Annotated in this window: 15 protein-coding genes; 12 read left to right on the forward strand and 3 right to left on the reverse strand. The window is 66.9% G+C overall.

The genetic code is table 11. The annotated features are described in order from the left end of the window. The first annotated feature begins 18 nt into the window (after nt 1-18). From CFB35_RS19260 to CFB35_RS19270, 3 genes are all read left to right on the forward strand, one after another. The gene (locus tag CFB35_RS19260) at nt 19-909 is read left to right on the forward strand and encodes a LysR family transcriptional regulator (RefSeq protein WP_059573741.1); all 891 of its coding nucleotides are present in this window, start codon (nt 19-21) and stop codon (nt 907-909) included. A 347-nt stretch (nt 910-1,256) separates the two neighbouring features. Continuing rightward, a complete protein-coding gene (locus tag CFB35_RS19265) occupies nt 1,257-2,930 on the forward strand; it encodes a methyl-accepting chemotaxis protein (RefSeq protein ID WP_059573742.1) in 1,674 nt (557 codons plus the stop codon). A gap of 28 nt (nt 2,931-2,958) precedes the next feature. Continuing rightward, nucleotides 2,959-3,345 (forward strand): hypothetical protein, encoded by a 387-nt coding sequence (locus tag CFB35_RS19270; protein WP_226094226.1) that lies wholly within the window; start codon nt 2,959-2,961, stop codon nt 3,343-3,345. A gap of 270 nt (nt 3,346-3,615) precedes the next feature. On the opposite strand, the gene andR is transcribed toward CFB35_RS19270, so the two are convergent. Beyond that, nucleotides 3,616-4,578, reverse strand: coding sequence for an anthranilate 1,2-dioxygenase regulatory protein AndR (gene andR, locus CFB35_RS19275; protein ID WP_059573743.1), 963 nt, complete (start codon nt 4,576-4,578; stop codon nt 3,616-3,618). Nucleotides 4,579-4,791: 213 nt separating this feature from the next. On the opposite strand from andR, the gene andAc reads away from it, so the two are divergent. The 5 genes from andAc to CFB35_RS19300 all read left to right on the forward strand — a co-directional run bounded on the left by andAc (nt 4,792) and on the right by CFB35_RS19300 (nt 9,511). Then, nucleotides 4,792-6,063 carry an anthranilate 1,2-dioxygenase large subunit AndAc gene (gene andAc / locus CFB35_RS19280; protein WP_034174903.1) on the forward strand — a complete coding sequence of 424 codons (1,272 nt, stop codon included), beginning with the start codon at nt 4,792-4,794 and terminating at the stop codon, nt 6,061-6,063. A 14-nt stretch (nt 6,064-6,077) separates the two neighbouring features. After that, nucleotides 6,078-6,554, forward strand: a complete 477-nt coding sequence (andAd, locus tag CFB35_RS19285) for an anthranilate 1,2-dioxygenase small subunit AndAd (RefSeq protein WP_006479528.1) — start codon at nt 6,078-6,080, stop codon at nt 6,552-6,554. A gap of 26 nt (nt 6,555-6,580) precedes the next feature. Then, on the forward strand, nt 6,581-6,907 hold the full coding sequence (andAb, locus tag CFB35_RS19290) for an anthranilate 1,2-dioxygenase ferredoxin subunit AndAb (protein ID WP_039344765.1): 327 nt from the start codon (nt 6,581-6,583) through the stop codon (nt 6,905-6,907). Further along, entirely contained in the window at nt 6,897-8,117 is a 1,221-nt protein-coding gene (andAa, locus tag CFB35_RS19295) for an anthranilate 1,2-dioxygenase system ferredoxin--NAD(+) reductase (protein WP_089465444.1), read from the forward strand. Before andAb ends, andAa begins: the two co-directional genes overlap by 11 nt. Nucleotides 8,118-8,224: 107 nt before the next feature. Further along, nucleotides 8,225-9,511 carry a DUF445 domain-containing protein gene (locus tag CFB35_RS19300; RefSeq protein ID WP_089465445.1) on the forward strand — a complete coding sequence of 429 codons (1,287 nt, stop codon included), beginning with the start codon at nt 8,225-8,227 and terminating at the stop codon, nt 9,509-9,511. A 46-nt stretch (nt 9,512-9,557) separates the two neighbouring features. Here the strand turns inward: CFB35_RS19300 and CFB35_RS19305 are convergent, their stop codons facing one another. Both CFB35_RS19305 and CFB35_RS19310 read right to left on the reverse strand, forming a co-directional pair. Next, nucleotides 9,558-9,857: an addiction module antidote protein gene (locus CFB35_RS19305; RefSeq protein WP_059573746.1), complete on the reverse strand. Its 300-nt coding sequence runs from the start codon at nt 9,855-9,857 to the stop codon at nt 9,558-9,560. 3 nt (nt 9,858-9,860) lie between these two features. After that, on the reverse strand, nt 9,861-10,178 hold the full coding sequence (locus CFB35_RS19310; RefSeq protein ID WP_060163117.1) for a type II toxin-antitoxin system RelE/ParE family toxin: 318 nt from the start codon (nt 10,176-10,178) through the stop codon (nt 9,861-9,863). 400 nt (nt 10,179-10,578) lie between these two features. Here CFB35_RS19310 and CFB35_RS19315 point away from each other — a divergent pair, with 400 nt between their 5' ends. From CFB35_RS19315 to CFB35_RS19330, 4 genes are all read left to right on the forward strand, one after another. Beyond that, a complete protein-coding gene (locus CFB35_RS19315) occupies nt 10,579-12,219 on the forward strand; it encodes an acetolactate synthase large subunit (RefSeq protein ID WP_059639075.1) in 1,641 nt (546 codons plus the stop codon). A 29-nt stretch (nt 12,220-12,248) separates the two neighbouring features. After that, nucleotides 12,249-13,682 (forward strand): aldehyde dehydrogenase family protein, encoded by a 1,434-nt coding sequence (locus CFB35_RS19320; protein WP_059573749.1) that lies wholly within the window; start codon nt 12,249-12,251, stop codon nt 13,680-13,682. Between the two features lie 233 nt (nt 13,683-13,915). Continuing rightward, entirely contained in the window at nt 13,916-15,499 is a 1,584-nt protein-coding gene (locus CFB35_RS19325) for a Na+/H+ antiporter (protein WP_060009515.1), read from the forward strand. Nucleotides 15,500-15,989: 490 nt separating this feature from the next. Beyond that, entirely contained in the window at nt 15,990-17,123 is a 1,134-nt protein-coding gene (locus CFB35_RS19330) for a hybrid sensor histidine kinase/response regulator (protein WP_059573751.1), read from the forward strand. The last annotated feature ends 8 nt before the right edge of the window (nt 17,124-17,131 follow it).

Genomic DNA, 17,131 nt, shown 5'->3' on the forward strand with positions numbered 1-17,131 from the left:
ATACCTTTGAGGCATGAAATGGAATTGCGTCAGCTCCGTTACTTCATCGCCGTCGCCGAGGAAATGAACATCACACGGGCCGCGGAGCGGCTGCACATGACGCAGCCGCCGCTGAGCCGCCAGCTCCAGGCGATCGAGGAGGAGATCGGGCTGCCGCTGTTCGAGCGCGGCGCGCGGCCGTTGAAACTGACCGATGCCGGGCGCGTGTTCCATGCGCAGGCGAAACGTCTCGTCGATCAGGCCGACGAATTGGGGCCGCTGACGCGGCGGCTCGCGCAACTGTCGGAGCGGATCGTGATCGGTTTCGTGCCGTCGACGCTGTACGGCGCGCTGCCGGACGTGATCCGCGCGTTTCGCGAGGCGCAGCCGGACGTCGAGCTGTCGCTGATCGAAATGTTCACGCTCGAACAGCTCGGCGCGCTGAAGGGCGGGCGGATCGACGTGGGGTTCGGCCGCTTGCGCTTCGACGACGACCAACTGGTGCGCGAGGCGTTGATCGAGGAAAAGCTGATCGCGGCGCTGCCGCTCGGGCATCGGCTCGCCGATCCGGCCCGGCCGCTGACGCTCGCGGATCTCGCGGACGAGACGATGATCGTCTACCCGAGCACGCCGCGGCCGAGCTTCGCCGATCAGCAGTTGTCGGCGCTGCGCGACGGCGCGGTCGTGCCGGCGGCCGTGCACGAGGTGCGCGAGTTGCAGACGGCGCTTGGGCTCGTGGCGGCGCAGGTGGGCGTGTCGCTGGTGCCGGAAAGCGTGGAGGGCGTGCGCGTGAAGGGGGTGGTTTACCGGCGGCTGCCAGAGCCGGCCGCGACGTCACCGATCATCATGAGCCGCCGGCTGCACGGTGAGAGCGCGGCCACGGCGGCGTTCTGTGCGATTGCACGGCAGATGTTCGTGCCGGTGACGTGACCTGACTCGAGCACGAATCGCAGCTAACGGCCTATTTCGACGCGCTCCTCCGAGGGGGAATCGGGCTTGTCGCCGCGGCTTCGTGCCGTCGAGCTGGCGCCGGCCGCCCTATTAATGAGATAACTGGTCGGCGAAACAAGCGTCTCTCAGGCTGCACTCAATTTAATGTATTAAAAAATAAACGTAATAATGAGATAATGGGTGGCGACGCATATTGATTCTTGCTGTGTGTGGTTTTAATTGTTGCAATATCGAATCATAAATAATCTGATTTTCTCCCCGTAAACCAGGGTCATGAAGCGGCACTTTTCATTCATTGCCGACCTGGAAAACCGGAGGGGAACGAGGTGAGTCGATTTGCGAAAAGCATAAAGTTCAGGATTTTTGCCACCCTTGCGGTGTGCGTCGCGTTGATGGTCGCAATTGGCACGTTCGGTGTATTCGGTCTGTCCAGACTGAATTCGAATCTCCATCGCGCCTATACGGGCAATACGGTGCCGATCGTCGAATTGACGGAAATCAGCGCGCTCGCGTTCAACATACGGTTGCAAATGCGCCGGCTGCAGGCCGAGCATGACCCCGCGCTCATGCGCAGCGCGGTCGACGACATTCGCACGCAACAAAGCCGTCTCGATACGATCTGGGGCCGTTATTACGGGGAATCGATCACGAGCGACAAGGAACGCATCATCGCCGAGCGCATCCGGAGCGTGCTGCCGCAGTTCCGGGCCGGGGTGAACGACGTGGCCGCGGCGATGAACGGCGGCGATCACGACGCGGCCAGGGCGGTGATCGAGCGATTGTCGCCGACCGCGAACCTGCTCAGGCAGGCGCTCGAGGACGACATCGCGCTGAACGTCGAGCAGGCGAAATCGTTCGTCGACGACAGCGAATCGACCTTCCGCAACATTTTGTGGATCGCGATCGGCCTGATCGGTGTCGGTCTGCTGGTCGCGGTGTGGGCGTCGGCGCATCTGCTGCGGCATATCTCGACGCCGCTCGGCAAGGCCGTGGGCGTGGCCGACGAAATCGCGGGCGGCCGGCTGGACAACCGGATCGACATCGACTCGCACGACGAATTCGGCCAGTTGCTTGGCGCGCTGGAGACGATGGACCGGCAGCTCGGCACGACGGTGCGCGGCATCAAGCGCAGCGCGGAATCGGTGGCGATCGCGTCGCACCAGATCGCGAGCGGCAATGCCGATCTGTCGGCTCGCACGGAGGAGCAGGCCGCGTCCCTCGAGGAAACCGCGTCGAGCATGACGCAACTGACCGAGACGGTGAAGCAGAACGCCGACAACGCGCAGCAGGCCAATACGCTCGCGACGCGCGCGACCGGAATGGCCGACGCCGGCCACGACGCCGTGCAGCACATGGTCGCGACGATCGAGCAGATCAGCAGCAGCTCCAGCCGGGTGTCCGACATCACGGGCGTCATCGAGGGAATCGCGTTCCAGACCAACATTCTCGCGCTCAATGCGGCGGTGGAAGCGGCGCGCGCGGGCGAACAGGGGCGTGGTTTCGCGGTGGTCGCGAGCGAAGTGCGCAACCTCGCGCAACGCTCCGCGAGCGCCGCGAAGGAGATCAAGGAACTGATCGGCGCGTCGGTGTCGATGATCCATGACAGCGCGCAGCAGGCCGCGGACGTCGGCGCGACGATGGGGCAGGTGAAGCAGGCGATCAAGCAGGTGTCCGACATCGTCGCCGAAATCGCGGCCGCGTCGCGGGAGCAGAGCCAGGGAATCGAGCAGGTCAACGTGGCGATCGGGCAGATGGAGGGCGTGACGCAGCAGAATGCGGCGCTCGTCGAGCAGGCGGCCGCGGCGTCGCATTCGCTCGAGGAGCAGGCCGGCCATTTGCAGGCGGCGATGTCGGCGTTCCGGCTGGCGGAGGCCTCCCCGGACGAGCCCGCCGCGCCGGCGGTTGCGCCTGCGGCGCGGGTGCAGCCTCCGGCGGCGGCGCGGCCGCCGAGCGTGCCGGTAGCGGCAGCGGGCGGGGCCGCCGAGTGGCACGCGTTTTGAACGCCACGCGGTCCGCGCTTGTGGCGACGTGCTTGCCGGTGCGCCAGACACGCCGGCGCGCGCGTTCGCCGTTCACTTTCACGATCCGTCCGCGGCGATGCGGGCGGTGGATCTGTTCATGACGCTCATGACGAACCCGACTCAGGCAGTACTGACGCTCGACGCGCTCGTCGACACGTGCGCGCGTTTCGATCCGTCCGACGCGGATCAGCGGCTGATCGTGCGCACGATGGTCGTGCCGATGCTGGCGCGGCGGCTGAAATGGCTGGAATTGCTGCTGCGCGCGTGCCCGCATAGCCCCGCCACGCGGGCGATGTTCGAACAGGTGGAACGCGCGCTGGCCTGCGCGTCGTCGCGACTGGATGGCCCGCGATTGCCGCCCGCGGGCGCTGCCGACACAGCGCAACCGGCATGACCGGCGCAAACGGCGCAGGCATGGGCACCAGCGGCACTAACCGCTGACGCCGCTGACGCCGCTGACGCCGCTGACGCCGCTGACGCCGCTCGCGCTGCGCGCGCCATCGCAGCAACCGGTGCCGGAGACGGCCGCAGCCACCGAAGCGGTCGGCGCCGCGCGGTACCGCAATGATCGTCGGCCCGCTTGTCGCCGTGCGCGCGTGCCATGCAACAGGCAACCGCCCGTGCTGCCGCGGGCGCGTCCGCCCGAAAACGCGCGGACGTGCGCTCAGCGCAGCCCGTCGAGCGTCTCCGACGGCGATTCGCCGAACTTTTCCCGATACGCGATCGCGAACCGCCCGAGATGGGTAAACCCGCAGTCGAGCGCGATATCGGCGATCCGCCGGTTGGATGCCGCGCCGCGCAGCAGTTCGCGCGCGTGCGCGAGCCGCGTCGCGCGCAGGTATTGCATCGGGCTCATGCCGCGAAATTGCAGGAACGCGTCGCGCAGCGTCCGTTCGGGCACGTTGGCGGCCTGGACGATATCGGCGAGCTGCAGCGGCTGCGCGTAATGCGCATCGACGAACTCCTGCGCGCGCCGCACGAAGCCCGGCGCCGGGTCGCGGTGCGATGCGTGCGGCACGGACGACGGCGGATGGCCTTCGATCAGCAGGTCGATCAGCAGATGCTCGAGCTGCGACGCGACCCGCGGGTTCGCGTTCGCGCGTTCGAGCAGCTCGGGCGAGCGCGCGACGAGCATCAACTGCTGGCGCCACGCGGCGAGCGCGGCGTCGCTGACGTGCAGCACGGGATCGAGCGTCGCGCGCGGGTCGCCGGTCAGCGAGCCGACGGTCGCCGCGTCGATGCGCAGCACGAATTGTTCGCAATCGGCCGACAGCACCGCGTCGAAGCGCTCGCCGGGCGCGCACAGCACGCCGGTCTGGCCGTCGACGCCGAGCCGACGCCCCATCGCATGGACTTCCGCGTGCCCGGACAGGCAGAACATCAGCAGGTAATAGCCGTCGACTGCGTCGACCTGCACGCGCATCGCGTCGCCGAACGCGATCGTGCCGATCCCGAGCCCGCCCAGCCTGACGAAATCCATGTGCGATGCCCCGTGCACGCGGCCGTTCGGCAGCAGCGCGTGCGGCTGCATCACGCGCGAGATCCGCTCGCGAGTCTCGTCGAGATCGCGGGATTCGAACAGCCGGTGCGCGCGCAGCGCGAGCGGCTCGAACGACGTTGGGGACATGGGCTTCAGCCTTGGTATGGACGGCACGCGCTTCGATCCGGCGAACGGGGGCGCGATCGTGCGCCAGCCGCGTGTGCCGTCATGCTAGCGCAGAAATCCGCCGAAAGTGGATATTGCGCCGCCGCAATCGCACTTTCCGGATAGACGCCGAATATTAGCTTTTCAAAAATCGGCTCCATGCATTCAACGCAACGGATCGACAAGGAGTCCGACATGGAGCAGACAGAATCGCCCGTCGTTTTCGCCGCACGCGGCGACGCATCCGACGTGACTTTCCCGCACGACGACGGCTCGCGCGTGCCGTACAAGGTGTTCAGCTCGCGGGCGGTCTACGATCGCGAGCAGGAACGCATCTTCCGCGGGCCGACGTGGAATTTCGTCGCGCTCGAAGCGGAAATCCCGAACGCCGGCGACTTCAAGAGCACGTTCGTCGGCGACACGCCCGTGGTCGTCACGCGCACCGAGGACGGCGCGCTGTCCGCATGGGTGAACCGCTGCGCGCACCGCGGCGCGCAGGTGTGCCGCAAGTCGCGCGGCAACGCGAGTTCGCACACGTGCGTCTATCACCAGTGGAGCTTCGACAACCAGGGCAACCTGCTCGGCGTGCCGTTCCGGCGCGGCCAGAAGGGGATGACCGGGATGCCGGCCGATTTCGATCCGAAGCAGCACGGGCTGCGCAAGCTGCGCGTCGACAGCTATCGCGGGCTCGTGTTCGCGACCTTCAGCGACGAGGTCGCGCCGCTGCCCGACTATCTCGGCGAGCAGATGCGCCCGTGGATCGACCGGATCTTCCACAAGCCGATCGAGTATCTCGGTTGCACGCGCCAGTATTCGAAGTCGAACTGGAAGCTGTACATGGAGAACGTGAAGGACCCGTATCACGCGAGCATGCTGCACCTGTTCCATACGACCTTCAACATCTTCCGCGTCGGGATGAAGGCGCGCTCGATTCCCGATGCGAACCACGGGCTGCACAGCATCATCACGGTGACGAAGACGGGCGACGATACGTCGGCCGCGTACAAGCAGCAGAACATCCGTTCGTTCGACGAGGGCTTCCATCTGGAAGACGAGTCGATCCTCGATCTCGTGTCGGAATACGACGAGGACTGCACGAACCATATCCAGCCGATCTTCCCGCAGCTCGTGATCCAGCAGATCCACAACACGCTGGTCGCGCGGCAGATCTTGCCGAAGGGGCCGGACAACTTCGAGCTGATCTTCCACTTCTTCGGCTATGCGGACGACACGCCCGAGCTGCGCGCGCTGCGCATCAAGCAGGCGAACCTGGTCGGGCCGGCCGGCTACATCTCGATGGAAGACACGGAGGCGACCGAGCTCGTGCAGCGCGGCACGGTGCGCGATGCCGACGCGACGTCGGTGATCGAGATGTCGCGCGGCAATCCGGACCAGCAGGACACGGTGATCACCGAGAGCCTGATCCGCAAGTTCTGGGTCGGCTATCAGAAGCTGATGGGCTATTGAGGCGGGAGCAAGAAATGACGGAAGACATGAAGACGTGGTTCGAGATTTACATGCTCCAGAACCGCTACATCGGGCACCTCGACAACGACCGGCTCGAACACTGGCCGGAGATGTTCACCGAGGACTGCACGTACGAAATCGTGCCGAAGGAGAACGCCGATCTCGGGCTGCCGGTCGGGATCGTCCACTGCACGAACCAGCGGATGCTGCGCGACCGCGTGGTGTCGCTGCGGCACGCGAACATCTACGAGGAGCATACGTACCGGCACATGACGTCGGGCCTGACGATCGTCGCCGAACGCGACGGCGAATTCGATACCGAGAGCAACTACGTGGTCGTGCAGACGCGCAGCAACGGCGAATCGAACGTGTACCAGGCCGGCAAGTACTACGACACGGTGGTCCGCACGCCCGACGGCTTGCGCTACAAGACCAAGCGCGTGATCTACGACACGTCGCGCGTGCAGACGCTGCTCGCGACGCCGATCTGACCGCTCCGACGAAGCAAGGAAACGACATGACCGAAGCAACGCTGGCCGAGTGGCATCCGCTCGGCGCTTTCGACGAATTCTCCGAAGACGAACCGGCGGCGCGCGTCGCCGGCCAGAAGCCGATCGCCGTGTTCCGGATCGGCGACGAACTGTTCGCGATGCACGACCTCTGTTCGCATGGCCACGCGCGCTTGTCCGAAGGCTATGTGGAGGACGGCTGCGTCGAATGCCCGCTGCACCAGGGGCTGATCGACATTCGCACGGGCGCGCCGAAATGCGCGCCGATCACCGAGCCGGTGCGGACCTATCCGATCCGGATCGTCGACGGGCAGGTGGAAGTCAATGTCGGCTGATCCGTTCGTGATCGTCGGCGCCGGCCACGCGGCGCGGCGCACGGCCGAAGCGCTGCGCGCACGCGATGCGGCGGCGCGCATCGTGATGATCGGCGCGGAGCGCGAGCTGCCGTACGACCGGCCGGCGCTGTCGAAGGACGCGCTGCTGAGCGATGGCGGCGAACAGCGCGCGTTCATCCGGGATGCGGCGTGGTACGACGCGCAGCGCATCGCGCTGCGGCTCGGCACGCGCGTCGAGGCGATCGAGCGCGATGCACGGCGCGTGCGCCTCGACGACGGGACGACGCTGCCGTATGCGCGACTCGTGCTCGCGACGGGTTCGCGGGTGCGTGCGTTCGGTGGTCCGGTCGACGAGGGCGTCGTGCCGCATTACGTGCGTACCGTTGGCGATGCACGTTCGTTGCGTGCGCAACTTGCTGCGGGGCGTCGCGTGGCGGTGCTCGGCGGCGGCTTCATCGGCCTCGAGGTCGCGGCGGCGGCGCGCCAGCTCGGCTGCGACGTGACGGTGATCGATCCGGCGCCCCGTTTGCTGCAGCGCGCGTTGCCGGAAGTGGTCGGTGCGTTCGCGCATCGGCTGCACGATGGGCGCGGCGTGAGCTTCCGGTTGGCGACGCTGCCGCGCACGATCCGTCGCGCACCGGGCGGCGGCGCGATCGTCGAAACCGATCGCGGCGACGTGCCGGCCGATATCGTCGTGGTCGGCATCGGCGTGGTGCCCAACGTCGAGCTCGCACAGGCGGCCGGGCTCGACGTCGACAACGGGATACGCGTCGATGCGGGCTGCCGCACGGCCGATGCGGCGATCTTCGCGGCGGGCGAGGTGACGATGCACTTCAATCCGCTGCTCGGGCGGCATGTGCGGATCGAATCGTGGCAGGTGGCCGAGAACCAGCCGGCCGTCGCGGCCGCGAACCTGCTCGGCGCCGACGAGCGCTATGCGGAGCTGCCGTGGCTGTGGTCCGATCAGTACGACTGCAACCTGCAGATGCTCGGGCTGTTCGGCGGCGAACGCACGATCGTCGTGCGCGGCGATCCGGCGAGCGGGCCGTTCACGGTGTTCGGGCTCGGCGACGACGGCAGAATCGTCGCGGTGGCCGCGGCGAACCTCGGGCGCGACATCGGCGCGTCGCGCCGGCTGATCGCGGCAGGCGCGGTGCCCGACCCGGTGAAGCTGGCCGATCCGGCGGTCAGTCTGAAGGCGTTCATGTAGCGGGGCACACGCGGCACGCATGCGCCGTGTGTGCGACGCCGGCCGCGGGTTTGTCGGCTGCGGCGAAATCGGGGATATTAACGACATCGCCGATCCGCCCGTCCTCCATGACGCCAGACAAAGCTCTCGAACTGAAACGAAGCAAGCGCCGTGCGCTGTGGCTGCTGCTGGCGGCCGTCGCGGTGTTCGTCACGACCATCCTGCTGCCGCGCGGCCCGTGGGTCGACGGTTTCAAGGCCGTCGCCGAAGCCGCGATGGTCGGCGCGCTCGCCGACTGGTTCGCGGTCGTCGCGCTGTTCCGCCGCGTGCCGATCCCGTTCGTGTCGCGCCACACCGAGATCATCCCGAAGAACAAGGACAAGATCGCCGACAACCTCGCGGTGTTCGTGCGCGAGAAATTCCTCGGCCCCGACGCGCTCGCCGCGCAGATCCGCCAGCACGACCCGGCGCGGATGCTCGGCGCGTGGCTCGGCGAGCCGGCGAACACCGACGCGCTCGGCGGCTACGTGACGAAGCTGATGAGCTTCGCGCTCGACATGACCGACGACGCGCGGATCCAGTCGTTCGTCCACGATGCGTTCCGCGCGGTGATCGACCGGGTCGACCTGTCGCAATCGGCCGGCGCGATCCTCGACACGCTGACGAAGGACGGCCGCCACCAGGCGCTGCTCGACGACGCGATCGAACAGGTGGTGGACGTGCTCGGCAAGGAAGAGAACCGCGAGGTGATCGCGGGCTTCATCGTCGAATGGCTGAAGACGCAATACCCGAAGGTCGAGAAGATCATGCCGACGCAGTGGTTCGGCGAGAACGGCGCGCGGATGCTCGCGAGTGCGGTGAGCCGCGTGCTGGAAGGCGTGGCGGCCGACCCCGAGCATGAACTGCGGCAACGCTTCGACCGGACGGTCGTGCGGTTGACCGAGCGGCTGAAGCACGACCCCGCATTCATCGCGAAGGGCGACGAGATCAAGCGCTACATCCGCGACGGCGACGCGTTCAACGACTATGTGCGCGACTTGTGGGGCCAGTTGCGGGCCTGGCTGAAGGCCGATCTCGCGCGCGCCGATTCTGCGCTGCACCGGCAGGCCGCGACGCTCGGCGGCTGGCTCGGCGCGCGGCTCGCCGAGAGCCCGGCGCTGCGCGCGTCGCTGAACGAGCATATCGAGAAGGCGGTGCACGAGATGGCGCCCGATTTTGCCGATTTCCTGATGCGTCACATTCGCGACACGGTGCGCAACTGGGATGCGCGCGAGATGTCGCGACAGATCGAACTGAACATCGGCAAGGATCTGCAGTACATCCGCATCAACGGCACGCTGGTCGGCGGGCTGATCGGACTCGGGTTGTATCTGGTGTCGCTGGCGCCGCGCTGGGCGGCCGGCTGGCTGCACTGACGCGGGCACGGGCGTTGCGCGCATGACGCGACGCCGCGCCGCCGGATCACGCGGACGCCTTGGCGCCGTGCAATTGCAGGCCGAGCGCCTTGATGACTTTCAGGATCGTGCCGAAGCTCGGATTGCCGTCGTGCGACAGCGCCTTGTACAGCCCTTCGCGCGACAGGCCCGCATCGCGCGCGACCTGCGACATGCCGCGCGCGCGGGCAATCACGCCGAGCGCGTGCGCGATGAAGGCCGGATCGTCGCCGGCCTCCTGCAGGCAGGCGTCGAAGTAGTCGGCCATGTCGTCTTCGGTTTTCAGGTGTTCGGCCGAATCCCACGGCCGCGTCTTGATCTTGTCCATCGATCACTCCATGTCGAGGTGCGCGAGCATTGCGTGCGCGGCGCGTATGTCGGCCTGTTGCGTCGATTTATCGCCGCCGCAGAGCAGGATCACCCAGATCGTCCCGCGCCTCGCGTAGTAGACGCGATAGCCGGGCCCATGATCGATGCGCATTTCGACGACGGGCGAGCCGGCGGATTTCCAGTCGCCCGGATTGCCCATCGACAGGCGGTCGATGCGCGCCTGGATGCGGCGCCTGGCGATGCGATCGGGCAGGCCGGCAAACCAGGCGTCGAAGACGTCGGTGGTCCGGATGCTGAATGCAGGAGGACTGTAGGGCATGAATTGCAGTGTGTCAACCATGGTTCACATGTCTGTTGAATGGAACATCGTTGCCATTACAGCCCGGCCGGCGCGTCGGCGGGTGTTGACTGGCCGTCAGGCCGATCTTTCCGCTGGCGGAGCCGGCCATCCGGCCGAAGCCGGAATTTCAGGAATCCGTCTACAATCGAAAACGTCTTTGCCGTTCGCGCGAGCTGGCCGCGCGCGGGCGGATCCGTTCGTCCTCCATCATCCGGAGGCGCCGCCGCGCATCGCGCATCACGCTCCGGCATCGCGTGCCGCGCGGCGAGCAGTGCCGTGGTTTGTGTCCAGCAGGTAAGGCGTCCGCGTGCCGTAGGCCGGCGCGCGTCCTGAACGCCGCGTGTCCGTAGGCCGGGCAGGCGGCATAACCGAGAGTCCCATGAAAGCATCGGATCTGTTCGTGAAGGCGCTGGAAGCCGAAGGCGTCGAGTACGTGTTCGGCATTCCAGGCGAAGAAAACCTCGATCTGCTCGAATCGCTGCGGCGATCGAAGATCAAGCTCGTGCTGACCCGGCACGAGCAGGCGGCCGGGTTCATGGCCGCCACCTACGGCCGCCTCACGGGCCGCACCGGCGTGTGTCTCGCGACGCTCGGGCCGGGTGCGACGAACTTCGTGACGGCCGCCGCGTATGCGCAGCTCGGCGGGATGCCGATGCTGATGATCACCGGGCAGAAGCCGATCAAGTCCAGCAAGCAGGGCCACTTCCAGATCGTCGACGTGGTCGACATGATGCAGCCGCTCACGAAGTTCACGCGGCAGATCGTGTCGATCGGCAACATCCCGTCGGCCGTGCGCGAGGCGTTTCGCCGCGCGGAGGAAGAGCGTCCGGGCGCCGCGCACCTCGAACTGCCCGAGGACATCGCGCACGAGGAGGGCGACGGCAAGCCGATCCCGCGCAGCTACAGCCGGCGGCCGGTGGCCGAGGAGAAGGCGGTCGCGCATGCGGTCGACGCGATCCAGGCCGCGCGTCATCCGCTGTTGATGATCGGCGCGGGCGGCAACCGCAAGACCACCTGCAAGATGCTGCTCGAATTCGTCGACAAGACGGGCATTCCGTTCTTCACGACGCAGATGGGCAAGGGCGTGATCGACGAGACGCACCCGCTGTGGCTCGGCAACGCGACGCTGTCCGACGGCGACTTCGTGCATCGCGCGATCGAGCATGCGGACTGCATCATCAACGTCGGCCACGACGTGATCGAGAAGCCGCCGTTCTTCATGCGCACCGACGACAAGACCGTGATCCACGTGAACTTCCTCGGCGCGCAGGTCGACCCCGTCTATTTCCCGCAGATCGAGGTGGTCGGCGACATCGCGAATGCGGTGTGGCAGATGAAGGAGGCGCTGACGCCGCAATCGCACTGGGATTTCGAGCGCTTCAGGATGATCAAGTCGCATTTCGACGCGCATCTGGAAAAGGGCCAGCACGATCCGCGCTTCCCGATGTACCCGGTGCGGATCGTGAACGACCTGTACAACGCGTTGCCGGTGGACGGCATCGTCTGTCTCGACAACGGGATGTACAAGATCTGGTTCGCGCGCTACTGGCGTGCGCACGAGCCGAACTCGCTGCTGCTCGACAACGCGCTCGCGTCGATGGGCGCGGGCCTGCCGTCGGCGATCGCGACGAAGATCGTGCATCCGCAGCGCAAGGTGATCGCCGTGTGCGGCGACGGCGGCTTCATGATGAATTCGCAGGAACTCGAAACGGCCGTGCGGCTGAAGCTCGACATCGTCGTGATGATCCTGCGCGATGACGCGTTCGGGATGATCCGCTGGAAGCAGGAGAACATGAACTTTCCCGATTTCGCGATGACGCTGCAGAACCCCGATTTCGTGTCGTACGCGCAAAGCTACGGCGCGCACGGGCATCGCGTCGAGTCGGCCGACGATCTCGAGCCGCTGCTGCGCGAATGCTTCGCGTCGCCGGGCGTGCACGTGATCGACGTGCCGATCGACTACTCGGACAACGAGCGCGTGCTGAACCGCGAGATCAAGCGCCTGTCGGCGCAACTCTGAATGCCCCGTTCACAGGAAGGAGTCGTTCCATGTTGAAGGAAACCTATCCGTACTATCTCGCCAACGAAGCCGTCTACGCGAACACCGATCTGGAGGTGACCGACAAGTTCAGCGGCAAGGTCGCCACGCGCGTCGCGCTGGCCGACGCGAAGGCGATCGACGCGGCGATCGCCGCGGCAGTCGACGCCACGAAGCCGATGCGCGAGATGCCGGCCTACAAGCGGCAGGCCGTGCTCGATCATTGCGTCGCGCGGTTTCGCGAACGTTTCGACGAGCTGGCCGAGGCGCTGTGCATCGAGGCCGGCAAGCCGATCAACGATTCGAAGGGCGAAGTCACGCGGCTGATCGACACGTTCCGCGTCGCGTCCGAGGAATCGGTGCGCATCGACGGCGAGATCGTCAATCTCGAGATTTCCGCGCGGGCGCAGGGCTATACGGGCTACACGAAGCGCGTGCCGGTCGGCCCGTGCTCGTTCATCTCGCCGTTCAACTTCCCGTTGAACCTCGCCGCGCACAAGGTCGCGCCCGCGCTCGCGGCCGGCTGCCCGTTCGTGCTGAAGCCGGCGAGCCGCACGCCGATCGGCGCGCTGATCATCGGCGAGGTGCTCGCGGAAACCGACCTGCCGAAGGGCGCGTTCTCGGTGCTGCCCGCGCATCGCGACGGCGCCGACCTCTTCACGACCGACGAGCGCTTCAAGCTGCTGTCGTTCACCGGTTCGCCGGCGGTAGGCTGGGCGCTGAAGGAGAAGGCCGGCAAGAAGAAAGTCGTGCTGGAACTCGGCGGCAACGCGGCCGCGATCGTCGATGCCGACCAGCGCGAGCGGCTCGACTACGTGGTCGATCGCCTCGCGTTCGGCGCGTACTACCAGTCGGGCCAGAGCTGCATCGGCGTGCAGCGGATTCTCGTGCATGCCGACCTGTACGACGCGCTGCGCGAGAAGCTGATCGCGAAGACGCGTTCGCTGAAGATGGGCGATCCGAAGGATCCGTCGACGTTCGTCGGGCCGATGATCTCCGAATCCGAGTCGCGCCGGCTGTCGGGCTGGATGGACGCGGCCGTCGCGGCGGGCGCGAAGATCGTCGCGGGCGGCAAGGTCGACGGCGCGATGTTCGAGGCGACGCTGCTGGAGAACGTCGGGCGCGAGCAGGACCTCTACCGGAAGGAGGCGTTCGGCCCCGTCGCGATCCTCGAGAAGTTCGACCGCTTCGACGACGCGCTCGCGCGCGTGAACGACAGCGACTTCGGGCTGCAGGCCGGCGTGTTCACCGATTCGCTCACGCATGCGCAGCGCGCGTGGGACGAGCTCGAGGTGGGCGGCGTCGTGATCAACGACGTGCCGTCGTTCCGCGTCGACAACATGCCGTACGGCGGCGTGAAGGATTCGGGCCTCGGCCGCGAAGGCGTCCGCTACGCGATCGAGGACATGACCGAGCCGCGGTTGATGGTCGTGCGGCGCCGGTAATGCGCGGCAGGCGGCGCGGCGCCACGACGGCACGCGGGCGGGCGATCGGGCCGGCCCGCGTGCCGTTCTTTCATCGCGCGTCGCGAGCGCGGCGCGGCGCCGCGCGTGTCCCGCGCGCCGAACTGCCCGACACGGGCTCGACGATGGGCGTCGCCTCGTGATGTAATCGCGCGAAACTGCCGGCCGGGGTACGACGCCGGAACGCGCGAATTCATTCTTCACGAGGTCGATTCATGTCCCCCGTCTCGGCATTCAAGCTGGTTCTGTTGTCATTCCTCGCGATCGTCGCGCTCGAATGCATCGCCAAGCGGCTGCGGCTGCCGCCCGCGGCCGCGCTGCTGATCGGCGGCATCGGCATCGCGTTCATCCCCGGCCTGCCGCCGATCGATCTCGATCCCGAGCTGGTGCTGCTGGTGTTCCTGCCGCCGCTGCTGATGGACGGTGCGTACTTCTCCGTGTGGGAAGAATTCAAGCGCAATGTCGGCGGCATCCTGATGCTGGCGATCGGCGCGGTCGTATTCACGACGTTCGCGGTCGGCTTCGCCGTGCACTGGGTGGTGCCGACGCTGCCGTGGGCCGCGTGCTTCGCGCTCGGCGCGATCGTGTCGCCGCCCGATGCGGTGGCCGCGAAGGCCGTGCTCGAACGCGTCGCGCTGCCGCGCCGGCTGATGGTGCTGCTCGAAGGCGAGAGCCTGCTGAACGACGCGGCCGGCCTCGTGCTGTTCCGCTTCGCGGTCGCGGCCGCGCTCACCGGCGCGTTCAGCCTCGAGCACGCGGTCGTGCGCTTCGCGGAGCTCGGGCTCGGCGGCGTGGTGGTCGGCTTCGTGGTCGGCAAGCTCGTCGTGTGGTTCCTGAAGCTGCTCGACGACGACTATCTCGTGATCACCGTCGCGGTGATCGCCGGCTGGATCGCGTACATCGCGGGTGAAATGGTCGAGGTGTCGGGCGTGATATCGACCGTCACGGCCGGCATGATCGTCGGCTGGCATCAGCACGAAGTGTTTTCGGCGGCCGTGCGCACGCGCGGCACCGCGTTCTGGCAGGTCATCGTGTTCCTGCTCGAGGCGCTGGTGTTCGTGCTGATCGGGCTGTCGCTGCGCGGCGCGATCCACCGGCTCGGCGGCTTCGAGCAGGTGCTCGGCACGATGGTGCCGCCAGTGCTCGCGGTGCTGGCGGCGGTGATCGTGTCGCGCTTCGTGTGGATCTACGCGGTCGAGGCGCTGAAGTGGCCGGTGCGCGGCCTCGCGGGCCGCGGCGAGGCGCCCGACTGGAAGGCCGCGACGATCATGAGCTGGGCCGGGATGCGCGGCGTGGTGACGCTGGCGATCGCGCTGTCGCTGCCCGAGGCGCTGCCCGGCCGCGACGTGATCCTGGTCGCATCGTTCGCGGTGATCCTCGTCACCGTGCTGCTGCAGGGCACGACGATTGGCCCGCTGATCCGGCTGCTGCGCCTGCCGCCGCGCGACGAGCGCGCCGCGCACCACCTGACCGAGCCGCAGACGTGGGCGTACGTCGAGGCCGCGCAGCTCGCGGCGATCCAGCCGCTCGTGCGCGACGAGAACGGCGTCGTGATCCATCCCCGCCTGCTCGAGCAGTACACGTATCGCGCCGAGCTGACCGAGCGGTCGAAGAACGCGCCCGCGTATCCGGTGGAAGTGCGCACCGCGCACTACGACGTGGTGCTGGCCGCGATCCGGGCCGGGCGCGCCGAGCTGTTGCGCCTGCACCGGTCGGGGCGCATTCACGACGAGATGCTGCACGCGCTCGAACGCGACCTCGACCTGCAGGAAGTGTCCGCGCAGCACGCGCGCGGCTGATCGGCCGCGGGCTCACGACTCACACCCACGGGGCCGGCGTCCTGCCGGCTTCCCGCCGGTTCTCATACGCATGCGGATCGAGCGTCGCCCGCCGCGCGATTTCCCCTCGCACTGCCGATTTGACTCGCCACGATCGGGCCCCAATACGACCGATCCCGCAGCCTTGCACGACATGCAAGCCTTATGGCGCGGGTCTCGCAAACGTTATCGTGCGTCGAATCCGGAAATGATCCGATTTATCCGTTGCCGTCTCTTTCTGCATATTTGGCAAAACTAAACCGGAAGGAGATAGATGCTGTGTTCTAATTTCATTTAGAATCAGCCGGTTATGTTTATTGAGAGAAAGAATGCGGAGGTAATGCGGTCGTCGACGGGGAAACAACGGCGTCCGAGGCCCCGCAAGGCAATGCCGACAGGCCTAATCCGCGGAATCAGGCGGGTTTTTCAACTGCCAATATAAGATGGCGCCCAAGTCGGATAAACAACTCCTATGAAAGAATCGTTTGGAGATTCGGCGTTTGAAACTGGATTTATGAAAGAATCGAGTAGTGATAATGCCTCGGATTGCCTCGAATCGGGGTTATCGGTCCTCCTTGTCGACGACCAGCCATTCGTCGGCGAGGTGATCCGCCGCGCGTTGCGCAGCGAGCACGACATCGACCTGCACGTGTGCACCGACGCACATCGGGCGATGGCGGTCGCGCGCGACGTGAAGCCGACGGTCATCCTGCAGGATCTCGTGATGCCGGAGATCGACGGCCTCGATCTCGTGCGCGCGTGGCGCGCGGACGCCGGCACCGCGCGCGTGCCGATCATCGTGCTGTCCGCGAAGGAAGAGCCGATCGTCAAGCGCGAGGCGTTCATCGCCGGCGCGAACGACTATCTGGTGAAGCTTCCCGACGCGATGGAGCTGACCGCGCGCATTCGCTACCACTCGAATTCGTACCTGATGTCGCGGCAGCGTGACGAGGCGCTCGATTTCCTGTCGCACGACATGCGTTCGCCGCAGACGTCGATCCTCGCGCTGCTCGACGTCTACCGGGCCGAACACGGCGACATGCCGGCGATCATGGAGCGCATCGCCGGCCATGCGCGGCGCGCGCTCGCGCTCGCCGACGGCTTCATCCACCTGACCCGCGCGCAGTCCGAGCGCCGCGCGCACGAAGTCGTGAGTCTCAACGAGATCGTGGTCGACGCCGTCGACCAGCTGTGGGAGAAGGCGGCCGGGCTCGGCTGCCGGGTGATCGCGCACGTGCCCGACGGCGAGTGCGTGACGATGGGCGACCGCATGATGCTGACGCGCGCGGTCGCGAACCTGGTCGACAACGGGCTGAAATACGGCCCGGCCGGGATGGACGTACATTGCACGCTGGGCGGCGAGGACGGCGCCTGGCTGATCGGCGTCGAGGATGCCGGCGCCGGCATCGCGCCGGAGCAGCGCACGGCCGCGACCGAGTCGTTCGTGCAGCTCGAATCCGCGCATGGCGCGGCGCGCGGCGGTTTCGGCCTCGGCCTCGCATTCGTCCGCGCAACGGCGGCGCGGCATCGCGGCCAGATCCTGATGCGCAATACGGCGCGCGGTTTCATGGTCGCGCTTCGGCTGCCGGCGCAGGCGGAGCGGTGACGTCGCGG

The organism is Burkholderia sp. AU16482, assembly GCF_002223285.1.
GTDB classification, from domain to species: Bacteria; Pseudomonadota; Gammaproteobacteria; order Burkholderiales; family Burkholderiaceae; genus Burkholderia; species Burkholderia semiarida.